This window comes from Salmonella sp. NW38 (genome assembly GCF_051807745.1).
Classification (GTDB): domain Bacteria; phylum Pseudomonadota; class Gammaproteobacteria; order Enterobacterales; family Enterobacteriaceae; genus Salmonella; species Salmonella enterica.
On sequence record NZ_JAMMTO010000001.1, the window covers coordinates 390,890 to 412,288 of the forward strand.

General features: G+C 53.0%; 16 protein-coding genes. 4 read left to right on the plus strand and 12 right to left on the minus strand.

From position 1 onward, the window contains the following. Positions 1–63: 63 nt before the first annotated feature. The 3 genes from add to malX all read right to left on the minus strand — a co-directional run bounded on the left by add (position 64) and on the right by malX (position 4,056). Positions 64–1,065 (minus strand): adenosine deaminase, encoded by a 1,002-nt coding sequence (add, locus tag NA624_RS02100; protein ID WP_000565564.1) that lies wholly within the window; start codon positions 1,063–1,065, stop codon positions 64–66. 216 nt (positions 1,066–1,281) lie between these two features. After that, positions 1,282–2,454 (minus strand): MalY/PatB family protein, encoded by a 1,173-nt coding sequence (locus NA624_RS02105; protein WP_000459425.1) that lies wholly within the window; start codon positions 2,452–2,454, stop codon positions 1,282–1,284. A gap of 9 nt (positions 2,455–2,463) precedes the next feature. After that, positions 2,464–4,056 (minus strand): maltose/glucose-specific PTS transporter subunit IIBC, encoded by a 1,593-nt coding sequence (gene malX, locus NA624_RS02110; RefSeq protein WP_000208905.1) that lies wholly within the window; start codon positions 4,054–4,056, stop codon positions 2,464–2,466. A 172-nt stretch (positions 4,057–4,228) separates the two neighbouring features. Here malX and NA624_RS02115 point away from each other — a divergent pair, with 172 nt between their 5' ends. Further along, positions 4,229–5,257, plus strand: coding sequence for a Mal regulon transcriptional regulator MalI (locus tag NA624_RS02115; protein WP_000951918.1), 1,029 nt, complete (start codon positions 4,229–4,231; stop codon positions 5,255–5,257). 57 nt (positions 5,258–5,314) lie between these two features. Here NA624_RS02115 and NA624_RS02120 read toward each other — a convergent pair whose 3' ends face one another. Together NA624_RS02120 and manA are read right to left on the minus strand one after the other, a co-directional pair. After that, the gene (locus NA624_RS02120) at positions 5,315–6,823 is read right to left on the minus strand and encodes a YdgA family protein (protein WP_000753340.1); all 1,509 of its coding nucleotides are present in this window, start codon (positions 6,821–6,823) and stop codon (positions 5,315–5,317) included. Between the two features lie 102 nt (positions 6,824–6,925). Next, positions 6,926–8,101, minus strand: coding sequence for a mannose-6-phosphate isomerase (gene manA / locus NA624_RS02125; protein ID WP_001170611.1), 1,176 nt, complete (start codon positions 8,099–8,101; stop codon positions 6,926–6,928). A 199-nt stretch (positions 8,102–8,300) separates the two neighbouring features. Here manA and fumB point away from each other — a divergent pair, with 199 nt between their 5' ends. Together fumB and fumC are read left to right on the plus strand one after the other, a co-directional pair. Next, on the plus strand, positions 8,301–9,947 hold the full coding sequence (gene fumB / locus NA624_RS02130) for a class I fumarate hydratase (protein WP_000066609.1): 1,647 nt from the start codon (positions 8,301–8,303) through the stop codon (positions 9,945–9,947). 167 nt (positions 9,948–10,114) lie between these two features. Further along, a complete protein-coding gene (gene fumC, locus NA624_RS02135; protein ID WP_000259117.1) occupies positions 10,115–11,518 on the plus strand; it encodes a class II fumarate hydratase in 1,404 nt (467 codons plus the stop codon). On the opposite strand, the gene tus is transcribed toward fumC, so the two are convergent. From tus to rstA, 5 genes are all read right to left on the minus strand, one after another. Beyond that, positions 11,515–12,444: a DNA replication terminus site-binding protein gene (tus, locus tag NA624_RS02140; RefSeq protein WP_000092497.1), complete on the minus strand. Its 930-nt coding sequence runs from the start codon at positions 12,442–12,444 to the stop codon at positions 11,515–11,517. The two genes, fumC and tus, sit on opposite strands and share 4 nt — an antisense overlap. A gap of 75 nt (positions 12,445–12,519) precedes the next feature. Continuing rightward, complete coding sequence (rstB, locus tag NA624_RS02145; RefSeq protein ID WP_000732943.1) at positions 12,520–13,821, minus strand: two-component system sensor histidine kinase RstB; 1,302 nt, start codon at positions 13,819–13,821, stop codon at positions 12,520–12,522. Between the two features lie 111 nt (positions 13,822–13,932). Continuing rightward, positions 13,933–15,639 carry an amidohydrolase gene (locus NA624_RS02150; RefSeq protein ID WP_000928679.1) on the minus strand — a complete coding sequence of 569 codons (1,707 nt, stop codon included), beginning with the start codon at positions 15,637–15,639 and terminating at the stop codon, positions 13,933–13,935. Positions 15,640–15,791: 152 nt separating this feature from the next. After that, entirely contained in the window at positions 15,792–16,943 is a 1,152-nt protein-coding gene (gene ompC / locus NA624_RS02155) for a porin OmpC (RefSeq protein WP_000824316.1), read from the minus strand. Positions 16,944–17,421: 478 nt separating this feature from the next. Further along, positions 17,422–18,153, minus strand: a complete 732-nt coding sequence (gene rstA, locus NA624_RS02160; protein WP_001080048.1) for a two-component system response regulator RstA — start codon at positions 18,151–18,153, stop codon at positions 17,422–17,424. Between the two features lie 126 nt (positions 18,154–18,279). Here rstA and NA624_RS02165 point away from each other — a divergent pair, with 126 nt between their 5' ends. After that, positions 18,280–18,615 (plus strand): GlpM family protein, encoded by a 336-nt coding sequence (locus NA624_RS02165; RefSeq protein WP_000524877.1) that lies wholly within the window; start codon positions 18,280–18,282, stop codon positions 18,613–18,615. Between the two features lie 61 nt (positions 18,616–18,676). Here NA624_RS02165 and NA624_RS02170 read toward each other — a convergent pair whose 3' ends face one another. After that, positions 18,677–20,059, minus strand: a complete 1,383-nt coding sequence (locus tag NA624_RS02170; RefSeq protein ID WP_000412353.1) for an amino acid permease — start codon at positions 20,057–20,059, stop codon at positions 18,677–18,679. A gap of 297 nt (positions 20,060–20,356) precedes the next feature. Further along, positions 20,357–21,301: a DUF1471 family protein YdgH gene (gene ydgH / locus NA624_RS02175; RefSeq protein ID WP_000769292.1), complete on the minus strand. Its 945-nt coding sequence runs from the start codon at positions 21,299–21,301 to the stop codon at positions 20,357–20,359. Positions 21,302–21,399: the final 98 nt, after the last annotated feature.

Sequence of the window (21,399 nt, forward strand, 5' to 3'; positions counted from 1 at the left end):
TCTCCGCCTGTGATAGCATTAAACCGCAGGCGGAGAGAGGACGTTAGCATCAATAAAGCAATCTTACGCCGCGGCCACTTTTTCGCGCAGCGCACGTTTTTCGTCATCGCTCAGAAAGGCGATTTCCAGACCGTTAATCTGCGCCTGGCGAATCTGTTCGCGGCTCAATCCTGCCGCTGGCGCGGCGACGTGATATTCATGGATAATATCTACGCCCTGAACAGCCGGATCGTCCGTATTAAGACTGGCGAGAACGCCATGCTCAAGGAAGGTTTTGAGCGGATGGTCTGCCAGCGATGCGACGGTACTGGTCTGAATATTCGAGGTCAGACAGGATTCAATACCGATACGCTGCTGTGCAAGAAAATCCATTAACGCGCGATCTTCGACAGCTTTTACGCCATGTCCGATACGTTCGGCCCCCAGTTCGCGAATCGCCTGCCAGATACTTTCCGGCCCTGCGGCTTCGCCAGCGTGAACGGTAATATGCCAGCCCGCATCGCGCGCCCGATTAAAGTGCGACAAAAACAGACTGCCGGGAAAGCCCAGCTCATCACCGGCTAAATCCAGCGCGGTGATTTTTTCTCTGTGCGCCAGCAGCGCATCAAGCTCCTGTAAACATGCCGCCTCGCCGAAGGTACGGCTCATAATGCCAATGAGTCGCGCCTCGACGCCAAACGTGTTACAGCCGTCGCGTACTCCGTCGATAACGGCTTCAACCACGCCTGCGATCGGTAACTGATGCGCCATCGCCATATAGCCGGGCGAAAAGCGAAGCTCGACGTAATGCAGGCCGTTACGTGCGGCATCTTCAATATTTTCAAAGGCCACACGGCGGCAGGCGTCAAGCGATGCCAGGACTTTTACCCCCCAATCGAGCTTCGTGAGAAAGCTTACTAAATCGGGTTCGGTTGAGGTGACCTGGACATGCGGAATCAGCGTTTCCAGCGTTTGGGCGGGAAGGGCGATGTTGAACTGCCGACCAAGATCCAGAATTGTTTGGGCGCGAATGTTGCCATCAAGGTGGCGGTGGATGTCAGTCAAAGGAAGCGTAATATCAATCATGGGCGCACTCAATTTTTAATAAAAGTGCGCACCATTATACTACAGATTGATAATGCTCTGGAAATTTTGCAAAAACGGAGTCATTACGTTGCAACTTCGCGAGAGCGCGGGAGAAATTTTGTATCATTCTCTTTAACGCGCCCCGGTTAGCTCACGGGGGCCGTCTCTGTTATCGCCTCTCAGGATAAAGGGTCAACCCCCCGCTTGTAGACAGTATCAGCGAACGGTGCGGATAGCGTTAATCAATCCGTTGACGCCTTTTTCAAGTTTCAGGCGAGGGCATCCGGCATTCAGACGCACAAATCCCCGGCCTTCTGCGCCATAGGTATCGCCGGGCATAATGGCGACTTTCTCCTGATGAATGAGCGTGTGCTGTAATTTTTGATCGTCAATGCCGAGTGGACGGAGATCAATCCAGGCCAGATAGGTCGATGGCGGCGCTTGCCAGTTCAACGTCGGAAAGGCGCCATTCAGCGCCTGCTCAATATAGCGCATATTAGCCGCCAGCGAGGCGCGTAACGCATCCAGCCACGGCGCGCCGTGCTGATACGCGGCAATATGCGCCGTGAGTGAGAGCACTGCTGGCGAAGAGAGGCCGTCGCGCCCTTTTAAGGCGGCCAGGTAGCGTTCACGGCTTTCACTATTTTCAATGATTCCATAAGCGCCGGTTAATGCCGGAATGTTGAAGCTTTTCGAGCCGGAGGAGAGCAGCGCCCAGTCTCCGCGCGCGACATTGCTCCAGGGAATATGCGGCTGGTTTCCCCATACCATATCCATGTGAATTTCATCGGAAATCACCCGTACGCCATGGCGCTCGCACAGCGTTGACATCGTTTCCAGCTCGTCACGCGTCCACACTTTACCGGTGGGATTTTGCGGACTGCACAGCAGCAGGATTTTGCTTTCCGGACGCGCCAGCGCCGCCTCCAGTTTGGCCATATCGCAATACCAGGCGTTGCCTTCTTTCTCCAGCGGGACGGGAGTGACGATGCGATGGTTGCCTTCAATCGCTTTATAAAAAGCATCGTAAGCGGGGGTATGAACTACCACGCCATCGCCTTCGTTGGACCACTGGCGGATAAGCGCGGACGCCATATAGATAACGGAGGGGCCGTATACGAGGGAGTGGGCATCTATCGTGGTCTGATGGCGTGTCGCAAACCAGTGGGTAATCGCCCCTAAAAACGCCTCATTTTTCCAGCGGCTATAGCCCAGCACACCGTGGGAAAGGCGCTGGTTTAGCGCCTCCAGGATACACGGCGCGGTGGCAAAATCCATATCCGAGATCGTAAAGGGGAGCAGATCGGCTTCGCCAAAACGATCGGCGACATAATCCCACTGCGTACACCATGTCCCGCGACGGTCAACTTCCTGTGAAAAATCGAACATATCTCTTCCTTATGCCTGAACGGTATTCATCAGACCAACCATTTCATCTTTTACCGACTGAACCTGCGGGCCGATAACCACCTGCAAATTATGCTGATTGAGCTGTACGACGCCTATCGCACGATTGTCCTTCAATGCCTGGACATCGACAAGCGACATATCTTTCACGGACAGACGTAGGCGGGTGATGCAGTTGTCCAGACTCACGATGTTTTCCGTGCCGCCTAATGCCGCCAGGATAGCAGGCACGTTGTAGCCGGATTTTCCTGGCGCGCCAGCGATCGCTTTTTCAATGCTGGTGGCGATCTCCGCTTCGCGCCCCGGTGTTTTGAGGTTAAAGCGTGTAATGGCGAAGCGGAAAATGAGGTAGTAAACCGCAAACCAAATCGCCGCCACTACCGGAACCAGATACCATTTTGTTGACAGACCATGCAGGATGCCAAACACCACAAAGTCAATAATATTGCCATCCGTATTGCCGATAGTGACGCCGAGAATAGCCATGATGGTGAAGCCCAGCCCGGTCAGCAGAGCATGAATAACGTACAGCACTGGCGCTACGAACAGGAACAGGAATTCCAGCGGCTCCGTTGTACCGCCGACAACGCAGGCGATTAAACCGGAAATCAATAATCCTTTAATTTTAGGGCGGTTTTCTGGACGGGCACAGTGGTACATTGCCAGCGCGGCGCCCGGCAACCCACCGAGAAACGCCGGCATTTTGCCTTGCGATAAGAAACGAGTGGCGCTTTCAGAGAAGCCGTGCGTCGTTGGGCAACTGAGTTGGGCCTGGAAAATAGTCAATGCGCCGCTCACGGTATGCCCGCATACCTCTTGCGTACCCCCCGCCTCGGTGAAGCGAATCAGCGCTACCAGAATATGGTGCAGACCAAAAGGCAACAGCAGGCGCTCGCCGGTGCCGAAAATCATCGGTCCAAAGTCGCCGGCGCTATTGATGATATGACCCAGTCCACTAATTCCCATCGCAAAAACCGGCCAGACGAGCGGGATAACCAGGCCGACAAGCCCCATCACAACGGCGGAAACGATAGGTACAAAACGCGTACCGCCGAAAAAAGCCAGCGCATCCGGCAAACGAATGGTATGAAACCGTTCATGCAGCATCCAGACAATAATACCAGCGATAACGGCGCCGAGGATGCCGGTATCGATAGAGGGGATGCCCAGAATATTTTGTACGTTATTGGCTTTCAGCACCGCCGCATCGGTGGTCGGCAGAATGCCTTTTGCCGTGAGCCAGAAGTTGACTGCAAGGTTCATGACCGCATAACCGACAAACCCGGCAAACGCGGCGACGCCTTTGTTTTCCCGCGCCAGACCGAGCGGAATCGCGATACAAAACATCACCGGCAGGAAGCTAAAGGCAAAAGAACCTACTTTACTCATCCAGGTGAAGATAGGCTGTAGCAAGGGATTACCCAGCACGGGGAGCAGGGTGATAACGTCGTGGCTACTGAGCGAGCTGCCGATACCGAGCATAATGCCGCAGAACGAGAGCAAGGCGACGGGCAACATAAACGTTTTGCCCAGTTGCTGGAAAAATTCCCATAGCGTTATTTTTGGCGTGGTTTTCGTCGTCATCTAACGACTCCTTGTTAATAAAGGCCGGTGTCAGGTTATGATGGCGAAAAGATGAAACGTTTTATCAAATTTTAGTGCGGCATTAATCACATTACTGACCGATAATAACGCGTATAAAGATAACGGATAGGTAAAACGTTTTATCTGTCAGATTCTGGAGCGATTTGTTGACATGGCTATCGCCAAAAAAATCACTATCCACGATGTTGCGCTGGCGGCTGGTGTGTCGGTGAGCACCGTTTCCTTAGTGCTGAGCGGCAAGGGGCGAATATCGGCCGCGACCGGCGAGCGCGTGAACGCGGCAATTGAACAACTGGGTTTTGTGCGTAACCGCCAGGCGTCCGCGCTGCGTGGCGGGCAAAGCGGCGTTATCGGTTTGATCGTGCGTGATTTATCGGCACCCTTTTATGCCGAATTGACCGCCGGGTTAACGGAAGCGCTGGAAGCGCAAGGCCGTATGGTTTTTCTCCTGCACGGGGGGAAAGATGGCGAACAGCTAAATCAGCGTTTTACCATGCTGCTTAATCAGGGCGTGGATGGCATGGTGATCGCCGGTGCGGCGGGTAGTAGCGAAGCGCTGAGAGCGCAGGCCGACGCACAAGGAATTCCGGTGGTGTTTGCGTCACGCGCCAGCTATCTTGATGATGCGGATACCGTTCGGCCTGACAACATGCAGGCGGCGCAGCTCCTGACGGAGTACCTTATTCGTCAGGGCCATCAGCGCATCGCCTGGCTGGGAGGACAAAGCGCATCTTTAACCCGTGCGGAGCGCGTGGGCGGCTATTGTGCGACGTTGTTAAAATACGGTCTACCGTTTCACAGCGAGTGGGTCGTGGAATGCGCTTCCAGTCAGAAACAGGCAGCAGAAAGCATTACTGCGCTGTTGCGATACAATCCGACCATTAGCGCTGTCGTTTGTTACAACGAAACCATTGCGATGGGGGCGTGGTTTGGCCTACTGAGAGCCGGACGACAGAGTGGCGAGAGCGGTGTCGATCGTTATTTCGAGCAGCAGGTGTCGCTGGCGGCGTTTGCTGATGTGGCGGAGAACGCCCTCGACGACCTGCCGATTATCTGGGCCAGTACGCCGGCGCGAGAAATAGGCTATACCCTGGCCGAACGAATATTGCAGCGTATTGCTCACGACGAGCACCATGTGCGGAGTCAAACGATAGCCGCTCGCCTGGTAACGCAAAAGTAGAGGCTGCGCGTCGTTCGGCGCAGACCGGGTGCAGCGTCGCGACACCCGGCAAGGCGATTATTGTTGAGGCAGCGCCGGAACGTCCGGAACGGAAAGCGCCGGCATTCCAAACAGGCCGACAAAGTCTTCCAACGGCATTTTTTGTCCGTTGAGCGTGATCTGGCCATTGGCGTACTGCAAACTGGAGGCGATAGTATTATCCTTCAGCGTTGTCAGTCGGAACATCTGACCCATTGCGGACAGCCCCTGCACCTGCTGTTTTGCCAGTTTTTCCGCATCATCCTGCTGATAGCCTTCCAGTTTTGCTATCTGCGTCATAAACTCGACCGCCATGTCCATCGGAATTGCCAGTTTCGCATCCAGCGATTTCACGGAGCGGTCGACTTCCTGCGCCAGCGTTTGTGGTTGTGCCGTTGTGGTTGCCGGATCTTTGAGGAACAGCGACAGATTCAGCGTGGTTTCCCCTTTGGCGTTTTTCCAGCTAAGCGGCGCCAGAGTCAGTACCGGATCGCCTTTTAACAGCACGGGGAGAGCGCTAAAGAACGCTTCAGTGACTTTTTGCTGATAAAGCTCAGGATTCTGCGCCACGTCCGGCTGATTCAACAGCGCCTGCGTTTGCGCATGATATTGCTGACTAAACTGGTGCCAGGCTTCGCCGTCGATTTGACCGACTTTCAGCGTTAATTTACCGCTGCCCAAATCCTGATTCTGCACTTTCAGGCTGTTAAGCGAGTAATCCAACTGGCTGTTAATGGTTTTTCCGTCGTTGACGAGATCGGACTTGCCGGCAATTTCCATCCCTTCCAGCACCGCCATCTCTTTACCCTCAATGGCGATGGACAGTTTATCCAGCGTTAACTTTTGGTCGCCTACACGCTCGCCAAAGCTTGCCAGCTTACTGGTACCGTCTGTTTTCAAATTATTAAAGGTGAGTTGGACCTTCTGATTATATTCGTTAACGGCATCGACCAGGCCGCTCTGCGCTTCGCCCGACAGCGAAACCACATTACCGTCTTTATCGGCGTTAAGCTGGAACTCGCCGCCGCTAAAGGCGACCTTTTCACCGGCATTCTCGTAGTTTAACGGCTTGAGAGAGATATCGGAGCGGGTATCGCCGCCATAACCAATGCGGGTATTGATAACAAAGGGCGCGTCGCCTTTCGCGATATCAAAGAGGGGTTTTGCCGCATCGTTATTCACCAGAGTGGTTTTTACCGACGCCATAGAAGGGATCAGATTGAGCGTTTTGAGCTGGGCGAGCGGGAAGGGACCATGTGAAACGGACTCGTCCAGCACAATGCTTTGCCCGGGTTTCAACCAAGTAGTGTCTGCGCCGGCAACCGGTTTGACAACCAGTTGCAGATGGCTACTGAACACGCCACGCTGGTAGTTTTGATAACTTAATTCGACACCGGCCTCCGGCGCAGTACGCTTGAGCTGTTCATTGGCCTGAGTCACCATTTCTGAAAGATGGTTCTCCAGCTTTTTCCCCGTATACCAGGCGCCGCCTGTCCAGACGATGCCAAGTGCAATTACTACACCTGCAGCTACCAGTGTTTTTTTCATATCAATTGTCCATAAAAATGAAACCAGGCGGATTAAACCGCCTGGAGGAGTTTTACGTCTGTTATAAGCTTAGCAAGAGTTGTTAAAAAATTCAGTACGTTGCTACAGCTTGTTATAAACACGCGCTAAACGGCCTGTGCCGCTGGCGTTAACCGGAGACTCATCCGCGCCGATAAAGGCCGATTCACCCGGCTTCAGTACCAGACGCTGTTCATCTTTACGTAACACCGCCTCACCCTCAACGCAGAACAGAATCGCGGCGCTGTGTTGGCCGATGCTCGTCTCCTGAAGCGCCAGGTCGTGCAGTGAAAAAGCAAAATCGTCAACCGGAATTGGGAAGTCCAGCTCCGCGCCGCTTTTTACCGGGGCAGTCAGCAACTCGCTGGCAGGCTTAGGTTCGAACTTCACGTTCGCGACCAGCTCAGGGATGTCGATATATTTTGGCGTAAGGCCAGCGCGCAGAACGTTATCGGAGTTCGCCATGACTTCCAGCGCAACGCCCTGCAGATAAGCGTGAGGCGTTTCGGCAAACAGGAACATCGCTTCGCCGGGATTCAGTTTGACCACATTCAGCAACAAAGGAGAGAAAAGCCCGCTGTCGTCAGGATAATACTCTGAAATCACGCGGATCGTTTGCCACGGTTCGCCTTGCTGGCTGTTAAGCGCCGCTTTGAGTACGGCTAACGCGCGGGATTTTTCTTCGCCTTGCATATTCAACAGGCTGGCGAAAAGCTGGCTCAGACGTTCAGCGTTTGGCGCCTGCAAAAAGTGGGCGATAGCGGAATGCGCGCCAGCGACAGGTTGCAGTAAAGAGACAATGTCAGAAAATTCGCGGAACGCGTTCATCGCCAGGAAAGGCGTCAGGGCAAAAACCAGCTCTGGTTTATGGTTAGGATCTTTATAGTTCCGCTCTGCGGCATCCATGGGGATACCCGCCGCATTTTCTTTCGCGAAACCGATTTCGGAGTTGCGTTTATTCGGGTGCACCTGAATAGAGAGCGGCTGCGCGGCGCACAGTACTTTAAACAGAAACGGCAGTTCGCCGAAATGGTTGGCTACCGCTTCGCCCAGCATGGCGGTTTTATTCTTTTCGATGGCGTCACGCAGGGAGACGGTTTCGCCGTTGGCGGTGGTGATTCGCGAGCTGCTTTTGGGATGCGCGCCCATCCAGAGTTCAGCCATTGGCTGCTGCTGCGGATTGGCGATGCCATAAAGTTCCGTTAACGCAGTTTTACTTCCCCAGGCATAGTTTTGCACTGAGTTAATGAGTTTTTGCATTATCAAGCCCTGTTTCAATGTGGAGATCAATGGGAGGTATTAAACCAAGAAACCCGCATGAAGTAACCTCCGGGCGTAAAAAGTCGTACTTGTCTCAGTTTTTGTTAAAAAATTGTGTAGGATAGTGTTACTCGCTTTGAGTCGGGCAATGGAACACCTGCCCAGAGAATAACCATACCGAGCGGTAAGTGAGAGCACAATGTCAAACAAACCCTTCTTTTATCAAGACCCTTTTCCCCTCAAAAAGGACGATACCGAGTACTACTTGTTGACCAGCGAACATGTTTCCGTCGCCGAATTCGAAGGACAAGAGATCCTGAAAGTCGCGCCGGAAGCGCTAACGCTGTTGGCGCGTCAGGCCTTCCACGATGCGTCTTTTATGCTACGTCCCGCGCATCAGCAGCAGGTGGCGGATATTCTGCGCGATCCGCAGGCCAGTGAAAACGACAAATATGTCGCGCTGCAATTCCTGCGAAACTCCGATATCGCGGCCAAGGGCGTGTTGCCCACCTGCCAGGATACCGGTACGGCCATTATTGTCGGCAAAAAAGGCCAACGCGTCTGGACTGGCGGAGGTGATGAAGCGGCGCTGGCTCGCGGCGTATATAACACCTATATCGAAGATAACCTGCGCTATTCGCAAAACGCGGCGCTGGATATGTACAAAGAGGTCAATACCGGTACTAACCTGCCGGCGCAGATCGATCTCTACAGCGTCGATGGCGATGAATATAAATTCCTCTGTATCGCTAAAGGCGGCGGATCGGCGAATAAAACCTACCTCTATCAGGAGACAAAAGCGCTTCTGACGCCGGGTAAGCTTAAAAATTATCTCGTCGATAAGATGCGTACGCTGGGCACCGCCGCCTGTCCGCCGTATCACATTGCGTTTGTCATTGGCGGCACCTCGGCGGAAGCGAACCTGAAGACCGTTAAGCTGGCCTCGGCAAAATACTATGATGCGCTACCGACCGAAGGCAATGAACACGGGCAGGCCTTCCGCGATATTGAACTGGAAAAAGAATTGTTGCTTGAGGCGCAAAATCTTGGCTTAGGCGCGCAGTTCGGCGGCAAATATTTCGCTCACGATATTCGTGTCATCCGATTGCCGCGCCACGGGGCATCGTGTCCGGTAGGTATGGGCGTGTCCTGCTCCGCGGATCGAAACATTAAAGCGAAGATCAACCGGGAAGGGATCTGGATCGAGAAGCTGGAGCGCAATCCCGGTAAATATATTCCTGAGGCGCTGCGCCAGGCGGGAGAGGGCGAGGCGGTGCGCGTTGATCTTAACCGTCCCATGAGCGAGATACTGCAACAACTGTCGCAGTATCCGGTATCAACGCGCCTGTCGCTGAACGGCACGATTATTGTGGGCCGCGACATCGCGCACGCTAAACTGAAAGAACGGATGGACAGAGGCGAAGGTTTGCCGCAGTACATCAAAGATCATCCTATCTATTATGCGGGGCCGGCAAAAACGCCGGAAGGGTACGCCTCCGGGTCGCTTGGGCCGACTACCGCAGGACGGATGGACTCTTATGTTGATCAACTCCAGTCGCAGGGCGGCAGTATGATCATGCTGGCGAAAGGCAACCGCAGCCAGCAGGTGACCGATGCCTGTAAGAAACATGGCGGCTTCTACCTGGGCAGTATCGGCGGCCCGGCAGCCGTTCTGGCGCAGGGCAGTATCAAGCGCCTGGAGTGCGTGGAATATCCTGAACTGGGTATGGAGGCTATCTGGAAAATTGAAGTGGAGGATTTTCCGGCCTTTATTCTGGTGGATGATAAAGGTAACGATTTCTTCCAGCAGATTCAGTCATCGCAGTGCGCGCGCTGCGTTAAGTAATGTCGCCGCCCTGCGGGGCGGTAACATGATTCGCTATTTTGCCGGAGAACGGCGCAAGCGCCTTATCCGGTCTACACCGTTGTGTTGTTATCGTTAATACTCATAAGACCGCAAACATGTGAGCAATATCGACACATGATCTCATCAACTTGAGTAAGGAGCAGGTAATGGTAACGGTACGCCGCGAGAAAGATTCAATGGGCGCGATTGAAGTCCCGGCAGATAAACTGTGGGGGGCGCAGACTCAACGTTCGCTGGAGCATTTTCGGATTTCCACGGAGAAAATGCCCGTCTCGCTCATTCACGCTCTGGCGTTGACCAAGCGCGCCGCTGCGAAGGTCAACCAGGACTTAGGGTTGTTGGCGGCGGAAAAAGCCAGCGCGATTATCCAGGCGGCTGATGAAGTGCTGGCGGGAAAACATGCTGATGAGTTTCCGCTGGCGATTTGGCAGACCGGGTCCGGTACGCAAAGCAACATGAATATGAATGAAGTGTTAGCGAACCGCGCCAGTGAAATTTTGGGCGGCGTTCGCGGTATGGAGCGCAAGGTGCATCCCAATGATGACGTCAATAAGAGTCAAAGCTCAAACGATGTGTTCCCAACCGCCATGCACGTGGCGGCGTTACTGGCGTTACGCGAACACCTCATCCCGCAATTATCCGCATTAACGGATACGCTTCGCGATAAATCCCACGCTTTCGCCGATATTGTCAAAATTGGCCGTACTCACCTGCAGGACGCGACGCCGCTCACCTTAGGCCAGGAGATTTCCGGTTGGGTAGCCATGCTGGAACATAACCTCAGACACATTGAGCACAGTTTACCGCACGTCGCGGAACTGGCGCTCGGCGGAACCGCAGTAGGGACAGGGCTTAATACTCACCCGGAATATGCCCGGCGCGTGGCCGAGGAACTGGCGACGATTACCGCAGCGCCGTTTGTTACCGCCCCGAATAAATTCGAAGCGCTGGCGACCTGTGACGCGTTGGTACAGGCGCATGGTGCATTAAAAGGACTGGCGGCCTCGCTGATGAAAATCGCCAACGATGTTCGCTGGCTGGCGTCCGGCCCGCGCTGCGGCATTGGCGAGATTGCTATCCCGGAGAATGAGCCAGGCAGTTCCATTATGCCTGGTAAAGTGAATCCGACCCAGTGTGAAGCGGTAACGATGCTATGTTGCCAGGTGATGGGTAACGATGTGGCCATCAATATGGGGGGCGCATCGGGCAACTTTGAGCTCAACGTCTATCGTCCGATGGTTATCCATAATTTTCTGCAAACGGTGCGCCTGCTGGCCGATGGCATGGCGAGCTTCAATCAACACTGTGCGTCAGGAATCGAGCCAAACCGCGAGCGTATTACGCAGTTGCTGAATGAGTCGCTGATGCTGGTCACTGCGCTCAATACGCACATCGGTTACGATAAAGCGGCGGAGATTGCGAAGAAGGCGCATAAAGAAGGGCTGACGCTCAAAGCCTCAGCCGTGGCATTAGGATACCTTAGCGACGAGGAGTTCGACGCCTGGGTACGTCCGGAGTTGATGGTTGGCAGTATGACGCCGGGACGTTAATCCGCCACATACAGGTGCAGTCGCGGAATAATCAGTCGCAGCGGCTGCGCCTGTGGTTTAAAACGGTGCTGAATATTATCGGCGTCATAGTTTTCCAGCCCGCCAATATCCGGCACACCAGCGCCGTTGTCCGTGTTGATTAATGCGATAATCGGCGTGGGGCAGGCGTGTTGCACCTGTTTCTGCTGGCCTTTATACCAGATGCGGGCGATCGGCTGTACTTTAACCGGACGCTTAATCTTGAGTCGGGCCTGCTGCGGTAAGGCAGCGATATCCTGATATTCCCGCTCCAGCTTGAATTGCCATTGTTCGCGCGTCCACGGCGGGACGCTGCGCGGTGACGCAAGGCTTTTTTTCAACTGGCTCAGAACCTCATCCCGGCTTAAATTTTTAATAATATGTTTATTTGCCCAGCCGAAACGTATGGTAGCGGGGTTATTGATAAGCGTCAGCGTGCGGTAAGCGTTCAGCGTAATTAAGCCGGGTAGATGCCGATGCACCCACTCAAAACGTGCCGCTGAGGGAAGACCGGACTCTACCGTAACCATCTGCTCGAAGGTGGTTTTCAACTGGTTAATGCGCTGTACCTGATTTTCCAGATCTAACTGTGTCGCATTATCCACTTGATAGCATAAGACGCCAGGCAGGCGGACGGCGGCTTTACTGCTGCGGTTTTCGGACTGCTGTTGAATAAACAAATGGCGATAGTGACGTAGCGCCAGCGTTTCGGCCTCTTTCCCCAGATGTTGCGTGACCTCGATAGTGTCCAGCGGCGCATGTTCCGCCTCTTTGGTCACCTGCGGCAGTGAAAAGACACGGGCGATAAGTAGCGAATGCTGCTGTAGATTATCCGTCAGCGCCGCCAGGTGTTGTTCTATCTGGCGGAAAGTGCCATTCAGGCGTTCAACGAGATCGTAGCGGGACATGGTATTACTCACTTTAGTTACAACATACTATCTGTATAGCACAGTTCCCGCCGCTCAACCAGCGTGCAAAATACGTCAGGCAGCGGTCATGTCGGGCATCGCGTGCCAGACCGGCCAGTGAAAGCTAAATTTTGCGCCGCCCAGTTCGCTCTCGTCACAGACGACGCTACCGCCCATCGCCAGGGCGATAGAGTGTACGATGGCGAGTCCAAGCCCGCAGCCGCCTGTCGCCCGGTCTCTACTGGGGTCGAGTCTGACAAAAGGTTCAAATACGCGCTCTCGGGCATCCGCTTCAATGCCGGGGCCGTCATCTTCGACTATCAACGCTGCCTGACTGCCGTCGAGTAACAGACTGACCTGAACGGTGGTACGACTGTAGCGCAACGCATTATTCAGCAGGTTATCCAGCACTCGCGACATTAACCGCATATCAAGCGCGCCATAATCGCCGATTACACATGTGAGAAGGTTTACGGCGCGTTCCGGGGTCACGCTCTGCACATCCTGCAAATGCGCGAGCAACCAGGCGGGGAGGTCGGGTTCGGTCAACATCAGTTCATTTTGTGGTCGGTCAAGGCGCGCATAGGTGAGCAGTTCTTCAATCAGCGCTTCCAGTTGACCAATATCGCGATTGAGCGCCTGTGATTCCGGCGGTGTAAGGTTTTCACTCATTTCAAGCCGATAGCGTAAACGTACCAGCGGCGTGCGAAGCTCATGGGCGATACCGTCAATCAGCTGTTTTTTACTGGCGATCAGAGCATTAATATTATCCGCCATCTGGTTGAACGCGACGCCCAGACGTTCGAAACTGGAACCATTATCGAAATGCAGGCGTTCAGTCAAATGACCCTCGCCAAAGCGCTGCGCGGCGGATTCGAGCCTGAGCATTTCTTGCCAGTGCGGGCGCATCCAGATAAACACAGGAAAGGCGAGAGAAAAGGCAATGAGCGCCATTAAGGCGATATCCAGCAGTCGCATTTGATGCAGGAAATAGAGGTAGGGAACCGGGCCAACCGCCAGGACGTAATGGCTGCGCGGGATACGCTGAATAAAGGTGTATTGATCGTCAAGCGCGACAATATCGCCTTCACGCAGTCGCTGCGTGGTGGCGGCATCAAGCTTATAGTGATTTAACGGTTCAACGCGTAAATCGAAAGAGAGGTTCAGGTCCATCTCTTTTAACGTTTTCCCCCATTCACGCGGCGGAATTTCCCGCAGTTCGCTGCGCATCAGATAGAGCGAACTTTTCATCAGATCGTCGAGCGATTGCCTGCCCGCGCGTTCGGCAGTGAATTTGTACACCAGTCCGACCAATAAGGTCATGACCAGAAAACAGACGAACAGCAAAAGGTAAAACTGCACAAACAGCTTTTTCATCAACGCCCACCGGATCTCAATACATTAACTCTATCGCGGCGCTGGCGGAAAAGATTTCCCGTCAGCGCCGCTGGTGGGTTATAAAAGCAGGCTTTGCGTCAACTGACAACCTCATTGTCCGGCGTTAAGGTCCGGACTTTCGTGAACAATGCGTCCATCGACAAGCGTCAAAACAGCACGAATGGTATCAATTCTGTCTTCCGGCATCGTCATAAATGGCTGATTTAGTACCGCCAGATCGGCCTGTTTTCCGACGCTAAGCTGGCCCCGGTGTTGTTCGGCAAAGGCGAGCCAGGCGGCATGACGTGTATATAACGCTAGCGCTTCCAGACGCGTGAGCCGCTCGCTGGCGGGTTTACGTACGGAACCGCCTGACGCTATACCGGTGATATGATATTCGATAGCGTGCCAGACACCGGCAATGCCAATACGCGTCGAATCGGTACCGCCAGCTACGACAAGCCCTTTATCCAGCGCTAGTCGAACCGGCGGCGAATTGTCCGTCGCGCCGGGTGGATTGGCGTCACGGATGGCAAGCCCCTCAAAGTAAGGCCCCATTTGCACAGTGTATGCCAGGCCCAGCTTACGCATTCGCTCAAGCGTCTGTGGCGAACCGGTATTCAGATGCGCAATAGACCAGCGGAGAGGACGCAGATCGTACTGCTGCGCTACCTGCTCAAAAATCGTCAATATCGCGTCGGCGCTGTCATCGGTATAGGCGTGGATCTCAAGCGGTATTCCCCGTTTTGCCGCAAACGTCGCGACCTGGCGAAGCGCGGTTTTATCCTGCTCTGAGGAAGAAAATCCTGGGGCCATCCGCACGCCGTCATTCATTCCGGCCACCAGGCTTTCCCCCAGGCCAAGAAAAGCCAGTTGCCCGTCATCGGCACGCGCCGGGCGAAAGGCCATCAGGTTGCTGAACCACTGCGCTTCATGACCTTTAGCTTCCGGCTGTACCGGAATGCGATACCCCACGCGCAGCGGTAAATCCCCCTGGTTTCGCATTGCAAATAAAGGCTCATAAGCGGCGGCAGGCCCGGCAGAGGGGTCAATGATGCCGGTCACGCCGCGAGCGTTCATATCAGCGAAAAATTGTCGCAGACCGCCCTCGCGATCGGCGTTACTACTTATGCTGGCAAAAAGCTGGTTAAACGCGGCGATGTCACCAAATAATTTCCCCGTGGCGCTACCTTTTGTGTCGCGCTCTACGCGGATTCCCGCTAAATCAGGAGGAGGGGTGTCGTTAAGGCCAAGTACGTCTATACCGCGCTGATTCACTAACGCATAGTCGTAAAGATACTGAATATAAGCCGGATGATCGGGAAGGGCGTGGCTCAGTTCGGCTACCGTCGGCGCCCGGTTTTCTGCAAATTGTGCCGGTATCCACGATCCCACTACGGCTACCCATTGATCGCGGGGACGACGGTTAGCGTCGGCGCGTAATTTATCCAGCGCGTCTTTAAGCGAAGGGCTGTTGTACCAGTAGGTTTCGAATGTCCAGGTTTGTCCGCCGCGAATGGCGTGAATGTGGGTATCGGTCAGGCCGGGTATCACGGTTTTACCCTGTAAATCGATGGTACGGGTATGGTCGCCGCGCCATTCATTTGTCGCCGTATCACCGCCAATCGCCACAATCCGCGAGCCGGAAATCGCCAGCGCGCTGGCCTGCGGCTGGGCATCATTCAGAGTGATGATATTACCGTTATGCAAAATAATATCCGCTGCCGGGCGGGCGGCGGTGGCTGCGCCTGTGGCCGTGAGCAGAAAGAGAAGCGCGGTTCTGGAAATCAGAGACGGGACGAGACTGATCATTAGCATGTTCCTTTTGTCGGGCGATAAGCAAACCATAGAGAGCGAACAAGAATTGTTCAATCTGTGCCCAGGGAACAGTGCGTTCTGTTTTTAGAACGGTGGTGATAAAAAAAGAAAAGCCCGCCGAAACGGCGGGCTTGAGAAGAGTTAATGAATAATTAGAACTGGTAAACCATACCCAGCGCGACGATATCATCAGTGCTGATACCGGCATCTTTATAGAACTGGTCGTCATCATCCAGCAGGTTGATTTTATAATCAACATAGGTGGAGAAGTTTTTGTTGAAATAGTAGGTAGTCCCAACAGAAACATATTTAACCAGGTCTTTATCGCCTTTGGTACCAGCAGGGCTTGCTGCTGTGCCAGGCATATTCAGATCCTTACCTTTAGACATCAGGAAAGAAACTTCAGGACGCAGACCGAAATCAAATTGGTACTGTGCAGTTACTTCATAGTTCTGAGTTTTATTCGCTACGCATGAGCTGCAATCGTCATTGCCGTAAGGCGTCATATTACGGGTTTCTGAATACATTGTGGCCAGATAGATATTATTGGCATCATATTTAGCACCAACAGTCCATGCATCCGCTTTATCACCGCCAGCGGTAGAGTAATTAACCTGCTCATTAGTACGATCGGAAGTGGTATATGCCGCGCCGAAACTTACGCCCATACCCAGATCATAAGTTGATGAGATACCGAAGCCGTCACCGTTAGCGTTCTTCACGTTACGATCGCCGCCGTTATTAGTGCCTTCCTGCTCATGAGAAACCTGGTTTTCATTGGCACCCTGATATTGCAACGCGAAGTTCAGACCGTCTACCAGACCGAAGAAATCAGTGTTACGGTAGGTGGCCACACCGTTAGCACGACCGGTCATGTAGTTGTCAGCGTAAGTATAGGAGTCGCCGCCGAACTCAGGCAGCATATCGGTCCAGCCTTCCACGTCGTACAGGACGCCGTAGTTACGACCATAGTCGAATGAGCCGTAGTCGCCGAATTTCAGGCCGGCGAATGCCAGACGAGTCCAGGAATTAGCACCTTCGCCTTCGGTAGTGTTAGCCTGAACGTTATATTCCCACTGGCCGTAACCGGTCAGTTGGTCGTTAATCTGTGTTTCGCCTTTAAAGCCGACACGCATATAGGTCTGATCGCCATCTTTAGAAGAGTCATCAGAGAAATAGTGCAGGCCGTCTACTTTCCCGTAAAGGTCCAGTTTGTTGCCGTCTTTGTTATAAATTTCAGCGGCGTGTGCCGCGCCAGCAGCCAGCAGAGCCGGGATGACAAGTGCCAATACTTTTCTTTTCATTTTTTTATCCTTAAAAACTTAACTTATTTGCAAAAGATTGAACTTCTACAGATTCGTTGAATCAAAGGCATCCTAATCTGAATAATATTATTTCAGCAAATGCTAACTTTTCTTATATGTTATTAATTAATACAAAAGTTACTGTCGGAAACGCATATATTTATGGTGAATATATTTGTTATTATATATTCATGATTATGATTTGTTTGATTTCACAATTTGCGAAAAAAGACGGTAATATAGCGCCGGGCAAACATTTTGTTATCAATTTTGTGAACTGGATTCGAGTTTTTTTAATTTAATTTTCTTGAGCGAAAAAGACGTAATGATGAGCCGCAACGCAGAGAAAACGGTAATAAAGGGGCCGTTTCGACTAATAAAAATAGCATTCATGTATACAATGTCTGTTTTTTGAACAGTGGCGGTGATGAGCATCGCCACTATGATTTGATAAAGGCAGGTAAAATCTGCAGCTAACTTATCCCGTCGTTTCGTCCCAGGCATGAGGGGCAAAAAGATAGCCTTTATTGCGAATGGTCTTTATACGATAGGGCTCAGCAGCGCTATCCAGCAGTTTCTTACGCAGGCGGGAAATCGCCACATCCACGCTGCGATCCAGACCATCATAATTGACGCCGCGCAGCGTTTTTAGCAACGCGTCGCGATCCATAATTTGTCCGGCGTGTGTCGCCAATTCCCAGAGCAATTCAAAATCGGCGGTGGAGAGCGATATGAAATCGCCATTGAGCTGGACCGCCCGGTTAAGGGGATCGATGGTTAACGCGCCAAAACGCAGCGCTTTATGCGGCGTAAGCGCGCTCTCCTGAAGACTTTTTGCCTGTTGCGTTTGTTCGCTTTGCCGCAGGTGTAAGCGCAGACGCGCCAGCAAAACGGCCGGAGGCGTGGTTTTGAGGATGTAGTCGCAGGCGCCCATCTCCAGCGCCAGAATATGATTCATATCACTGTCCAGCGAGGTGAGCAGGACAATCGGGCCTTGCCAGCGGTGGCGTAAATCGCGGCATATCGTCATGCCATCTTTACCTGGAAGCATAATATCCAGTAAAACCAGATCGGGCTGAGTGGTGAGGATAAGATCCTCCGCCCGGTCACCACGCGGCTCAACAATGACATCAATATCATGTTTCGCCAGATAAGCGGCAATGAGAGAACCCACTTCAGCGTCGTCTTCAACAAATACAATGCGGTTCATATTATAAATGGAGAATAGAAAACGCCAACATACACCGCCTCTGTTTTCCCTTCCATAAATCTTTTCTAAACGAGAGCGGTTCCGTTATGCTACACGCTGTTGTTATTAGCGTGTTAAGGCAAGGTAATGGGACTCGTGATTAAAGCTGCCCTGGGGGCGCTGGTCGTCGTATTGATTGGTCTGCTGTCAAAAACGAAAAATTATTATATCGCCGGATTAATTCCTCTGTTTCCAACGTTTGCGCTTATCGCGCACTATATCGTGGCCAGCGAGCGGGGCATCGACGCGATGCGTACCACCATCGTCTTTAGCATGTGGTCGATCATTCCTTATTTCATTTATCTTGCAACGCTATGGTATTTCAGTGGTGTGATGCGCCTGCCCGTCGCGCTTGGCGGTGCGGTGGTCTGCTGGGGGCTAAGCGCGTGGCTGCTGATTTTTTGCTGGATTAAATGGCATTAATATTGGCAAAGACCGTGGTTTCCCCATCGTAATACAGACGGATATTACGATGGGGAGGTTGTTAACCCACCAGCATCCACGTAGCCGGAACCGCCGCGACCAGCAATAAACCAATCAGCACGACTTCCTGACGATTTAATACATTGTCATGCTTGTGCGTCCGACGCGCATACAGGAAAACCAGTAATCCAGGCGCGTACAGTACGACGGACAGCAGCAGGTGCATAGGGCCCGACGCATATAATAACCATAAGCCATAAATACAGGCTCCGATACCGACCGCCCGATGGAGGGGACGCGTTGCAATCTTCAGCAGAAATGCGCCGACCAGAAAGTAGGGCACCAGAATCATTTCTGACGCAATCGTCAATAGCGTGTTGTAGTCTGAACCGGTAAGCCAGATCAGCACCAGACAGATTTGCACACAGATATTGGTGAGCCATAACGACGCAGAAGGCGCGCCTTGCGCATTTTGTCGCGCGAAGATGCCCGGGAAGGATTTATAGGCTGCCGCCAGAAATGGCACCTCCGCCGCCATGATAGTCCAGCTTAGATAAGCCCCGCAGACAGACACAATCAGTCCCGCCGCAATAATAATTTCTCCCCACGGCCCCATCATTTTCACCATCAGACCGGCCATCGACGGGTTGCGCATCTCCGCCAGTTCCGGACGCGCAAGAACGCCAAGAGAAAGCAGCGTGACCAGGAGATATATTCCCAGCGCTGCGAGTACCGCCAGTAGCGTGGCGCGGCCTACATCGCGTTTATTTTTCGCTCGGGCCGAGACGACGACGGCGCCTTCAACGCCAATAAACACCCACAGCGTAATAAGCATGGTGTTCTTGACCTGTTCCCATACGGGAATACCGAGCTCAACACCGGTGAAGTCCAGTGTGAAGGTATCCAGTTTGAACATCATGATAGCCAGCACAATAAACGCGCCGAGCGGCAACAGTTTCGCCAGAGTCGCGACCAGATTGATGCTGGCTGCCGTTTGTACGCCGCGCAGGATGAGGAAATGGACAATCCAGAGCAGGACTGAAGCGCCGACAATAGCCTGCCAGGTATTACCGTCGCCAAACAGACGCAGCGCAGGCGTATCGGTAAAGAAACTCAGCGCTGAAAAGACGATAACCAAATAGGATACGTTGGCGATGACCGCGCACAGCCAATAGCCCCAGGCAGAACAAAAGCCAATCAGTTCGCCGAAGCCTTCGCGGGCGTAAGTAAAGATACCGCCGTCAAGCTCGGAGCGAATGCGTGTGAGGATTAACATGGCGAATGCCAGTAAGAGTATCCCCACGCCGGTAATGGCCCAGCCAATTAACAACGCAGCCGGACTGGCAACGGCGGCCATATTCTGGGGCAGACTGAAAACACCTGCGCCAAGCATTGAGCTTAAAACCAGCGCGGTCAGCGCGCTCAGTCCCAGTTTTTTTTCCATTGGTATCCAGCTATAAAAATGAAATTGGAAGAATAATTATTATGGCAAAACGCATAAAAATGGTGAAAGCCACTAAGGCGCGGGATTTTACGGAGAGAAGGGACCGCATGCAACGGCCTGGATAAGATTTATCGCCAAAAAAGCGAAAAGTGAGATTCATCGCGATATTTGACGGAACTGGCATCCCGCGAGAAAGTGCCTGATAGTGGCTTATCAGGCCTGCCGTTGAACGATCGTGTAGGCCTGATAAGGCAGGTATGCCGCCATCCGGCGAGAAGCCTGATGGCGACGCGCGCCTTATTTATAGAGGTCGGCGCTGATGGTGATGTTATTGCCGCGCTCCTGCCACTGACGCGTAATATGATAATACTTAGCGCCTTTCTTCGCCGCGCGTTTGGCGACCTGGTAGGAGATTTCTGTCATATTGCCGTAGTTGCCGGTGAACTTAACGCTGTCGAAAGGCACCATCATCGCAGCCGTCGCTTTATTCAGCTCCTCAACTTTTGTGCCATCCGGAAGTGTGACAGTGTAACGCCCACCTTTGGTGGATTGCGTTTCGAAGAAACGGCCTACTTCGGCGCTCGGCGAGGCTGACGTAGCGACGCCTGGAATTTCGACTTTCTTCGCAGCTTCGCCGCCCTGAGCCAGCGCGGCGCGGCCAGCTTCAGAGTCTGCCGGAATAGCGTCCGGGCTCTGGACGATGCGTTTTTTCGCATCTTGTTTATAGATAAATGCAGTGATGCGCTGGTTTCCGCCCTGATTCGCATCCACCTGACGAACAATATAGAAAGCGTATGCGTCTTTCTGTTTCGCCGCTTTCGTAATGGCATCGTTAACTTCCGGCTGGCTACGGTAGAAGCCCTGAACGGTGACGGTGTCATACGGTTCTAATTGTACGGCCTGGTCTTTCGGTAATTCCACGATGCCATTAATGACACGATTTTTGGGCGCGTCGGCTTTCGGCGCGTCGGCTTTATACACGTCCGCCACAACACGCCAGTTACCACTGTTGCCGAACTCCGAGGTGTCGACAACATAGAAGGAGGCTGCGCCTTCTTTATCTGCGCGGCGGGACACGGCGGAGACCGCATCGCCAATAGCATTAAAACGACCGGTAATAACGATGCGGTCATAAGGTTTTAGTGCAGCCGCTTGCTCCGGCGTCAGTTCTGTTGCTGCATGGACAGAAAAAGCAGCCGCAGAAAGCAGAGCCGACGCCAGGAGAGTGTTCTTAAGCTTCATAAAAATAATCCTTCGCCTTGCGCAAACCAGGTACTGGTATTGTTATTGACTAGAAACGTGGCTGATTATTGCATTTAAACCATATGGATGTCTGCGGG

What these genes read in the sequence shown, in the direction of transcription:
- NA624_RS02170 (WP_000412353.1), bottom strand. Translation starts at nt 20,059, where the DNA reads ATGGAAAAAAAACTGGGACTGAGCGCGCTGACCGCGCTGGTTTTAAGC.
- add (WP_000565564.1), bottom strand. Translation starts at nt 1,065, where the DNA reads ATGATTGATATTACGCTTCCTTTGACTGACATCCACCGCCACCTTGAT.
- rstA (WP_001080048.1), bottom strand. Translation starts at nt 18,153, where the DNA reads ATGAACCGCATTGTATTTGTTGAAGACGACGCTGAAGTGGGTTCTCTC.
- rstB (WP_000732943.1), bottom strand. Translation starts at nt 13,821, where the DNA reads ATGAAAAAGCTGTTTGTGCAGTTTTACCTTTTGCTGTTCGTCTGTTTT.
- NA624_RS02115 (WP_000951918.1), top strand. Translation starts at nt 4,229, where the DNA reads ATGGCTATCGCCAAAAAAATCACTATCCACGATGTTGCGCTGGCGGCT.
- ompC (WP_000824316.1), bottom strand. Translation starts at nt 16,943, where the DNA reads ATGAAAAGAAAAGTATTGGCACTTGTCATCCCGGCTCTGCTGGCTGCT.
- fumB (WP_000066609.1), top strand. Translation starts at nt 8,301, where the DNA reads ATGTCAAACAAACCCTTCTTTTATCAAGACCCTTTTCCCCTCAAAAAG.
- NA624_RS02150 (WP_000928679.1), bottom strand. Translation starts at nt 15,639, where the DNA reads ATGCTAATGATCAGTCTCGTCCCGTCTCTGATTTCCAGAACCGCGCTT.
- fumC (WP_000259117.1), top strand. Translation starts at nt 10,115, where the DNA reads ATGGTAACGGTACGCCGCGAGAAAGATTCAATGGGCGCGATTGAAGTC.
- malX (WP_000208905.1), bottom strand. Translation starts at nt 4,056, where the DNA reads ATGACGACGAAAACCACGCCAAAAATAACGCTATGGGAATTTTTCCAG.
- NA624_RS02120 (WP_000753340.1), bottom strand. Translation starts at nt 6,823, where the DNA reads ATGAAAAAAACACTGGTAGCTGCAGGTGTAGTAATTGCACTTGGCATC.
- tus (WP_000092497.1), bottom strand. Translation starts at nt 12,444, where the DNA reads ATGTCCCGCTACGATCTCGTTGAACGCCTGAATGGCACTTTCCGCCAG.
- manA (WP_001170611.1), bottom strand. Translation starts at nt 8,101, where the DNA reads ATGCAAAAACTCATTAACTCAGTGCAAAACTATGCCTGGGGAAGTAAA.
- NA624_RS02165 (WP_000524877.1), top strand. Translation starts at nt 18,280, where the DNA reads ATGGGACTCGTGATTAAAGCTGCCCTGGGGGCGCTGGTCGTCGTATTG.
- NA624_RS02105 (WP_000459425.1), bottom strand. Translation starts at nt 2,454, where the DNA reads ATGTTCGATTTTTCACAGGAAGTTGACCGTCGCGGGACATGGTGTACG.
- ydgH (WP_000769292.1), bottom strand. Translation starts at nt 21,301, where the DNA reads ATGAAGCTTAAGAACACTCTCCTGGCGTCGGCTCTGCTTTCTGCGGCT.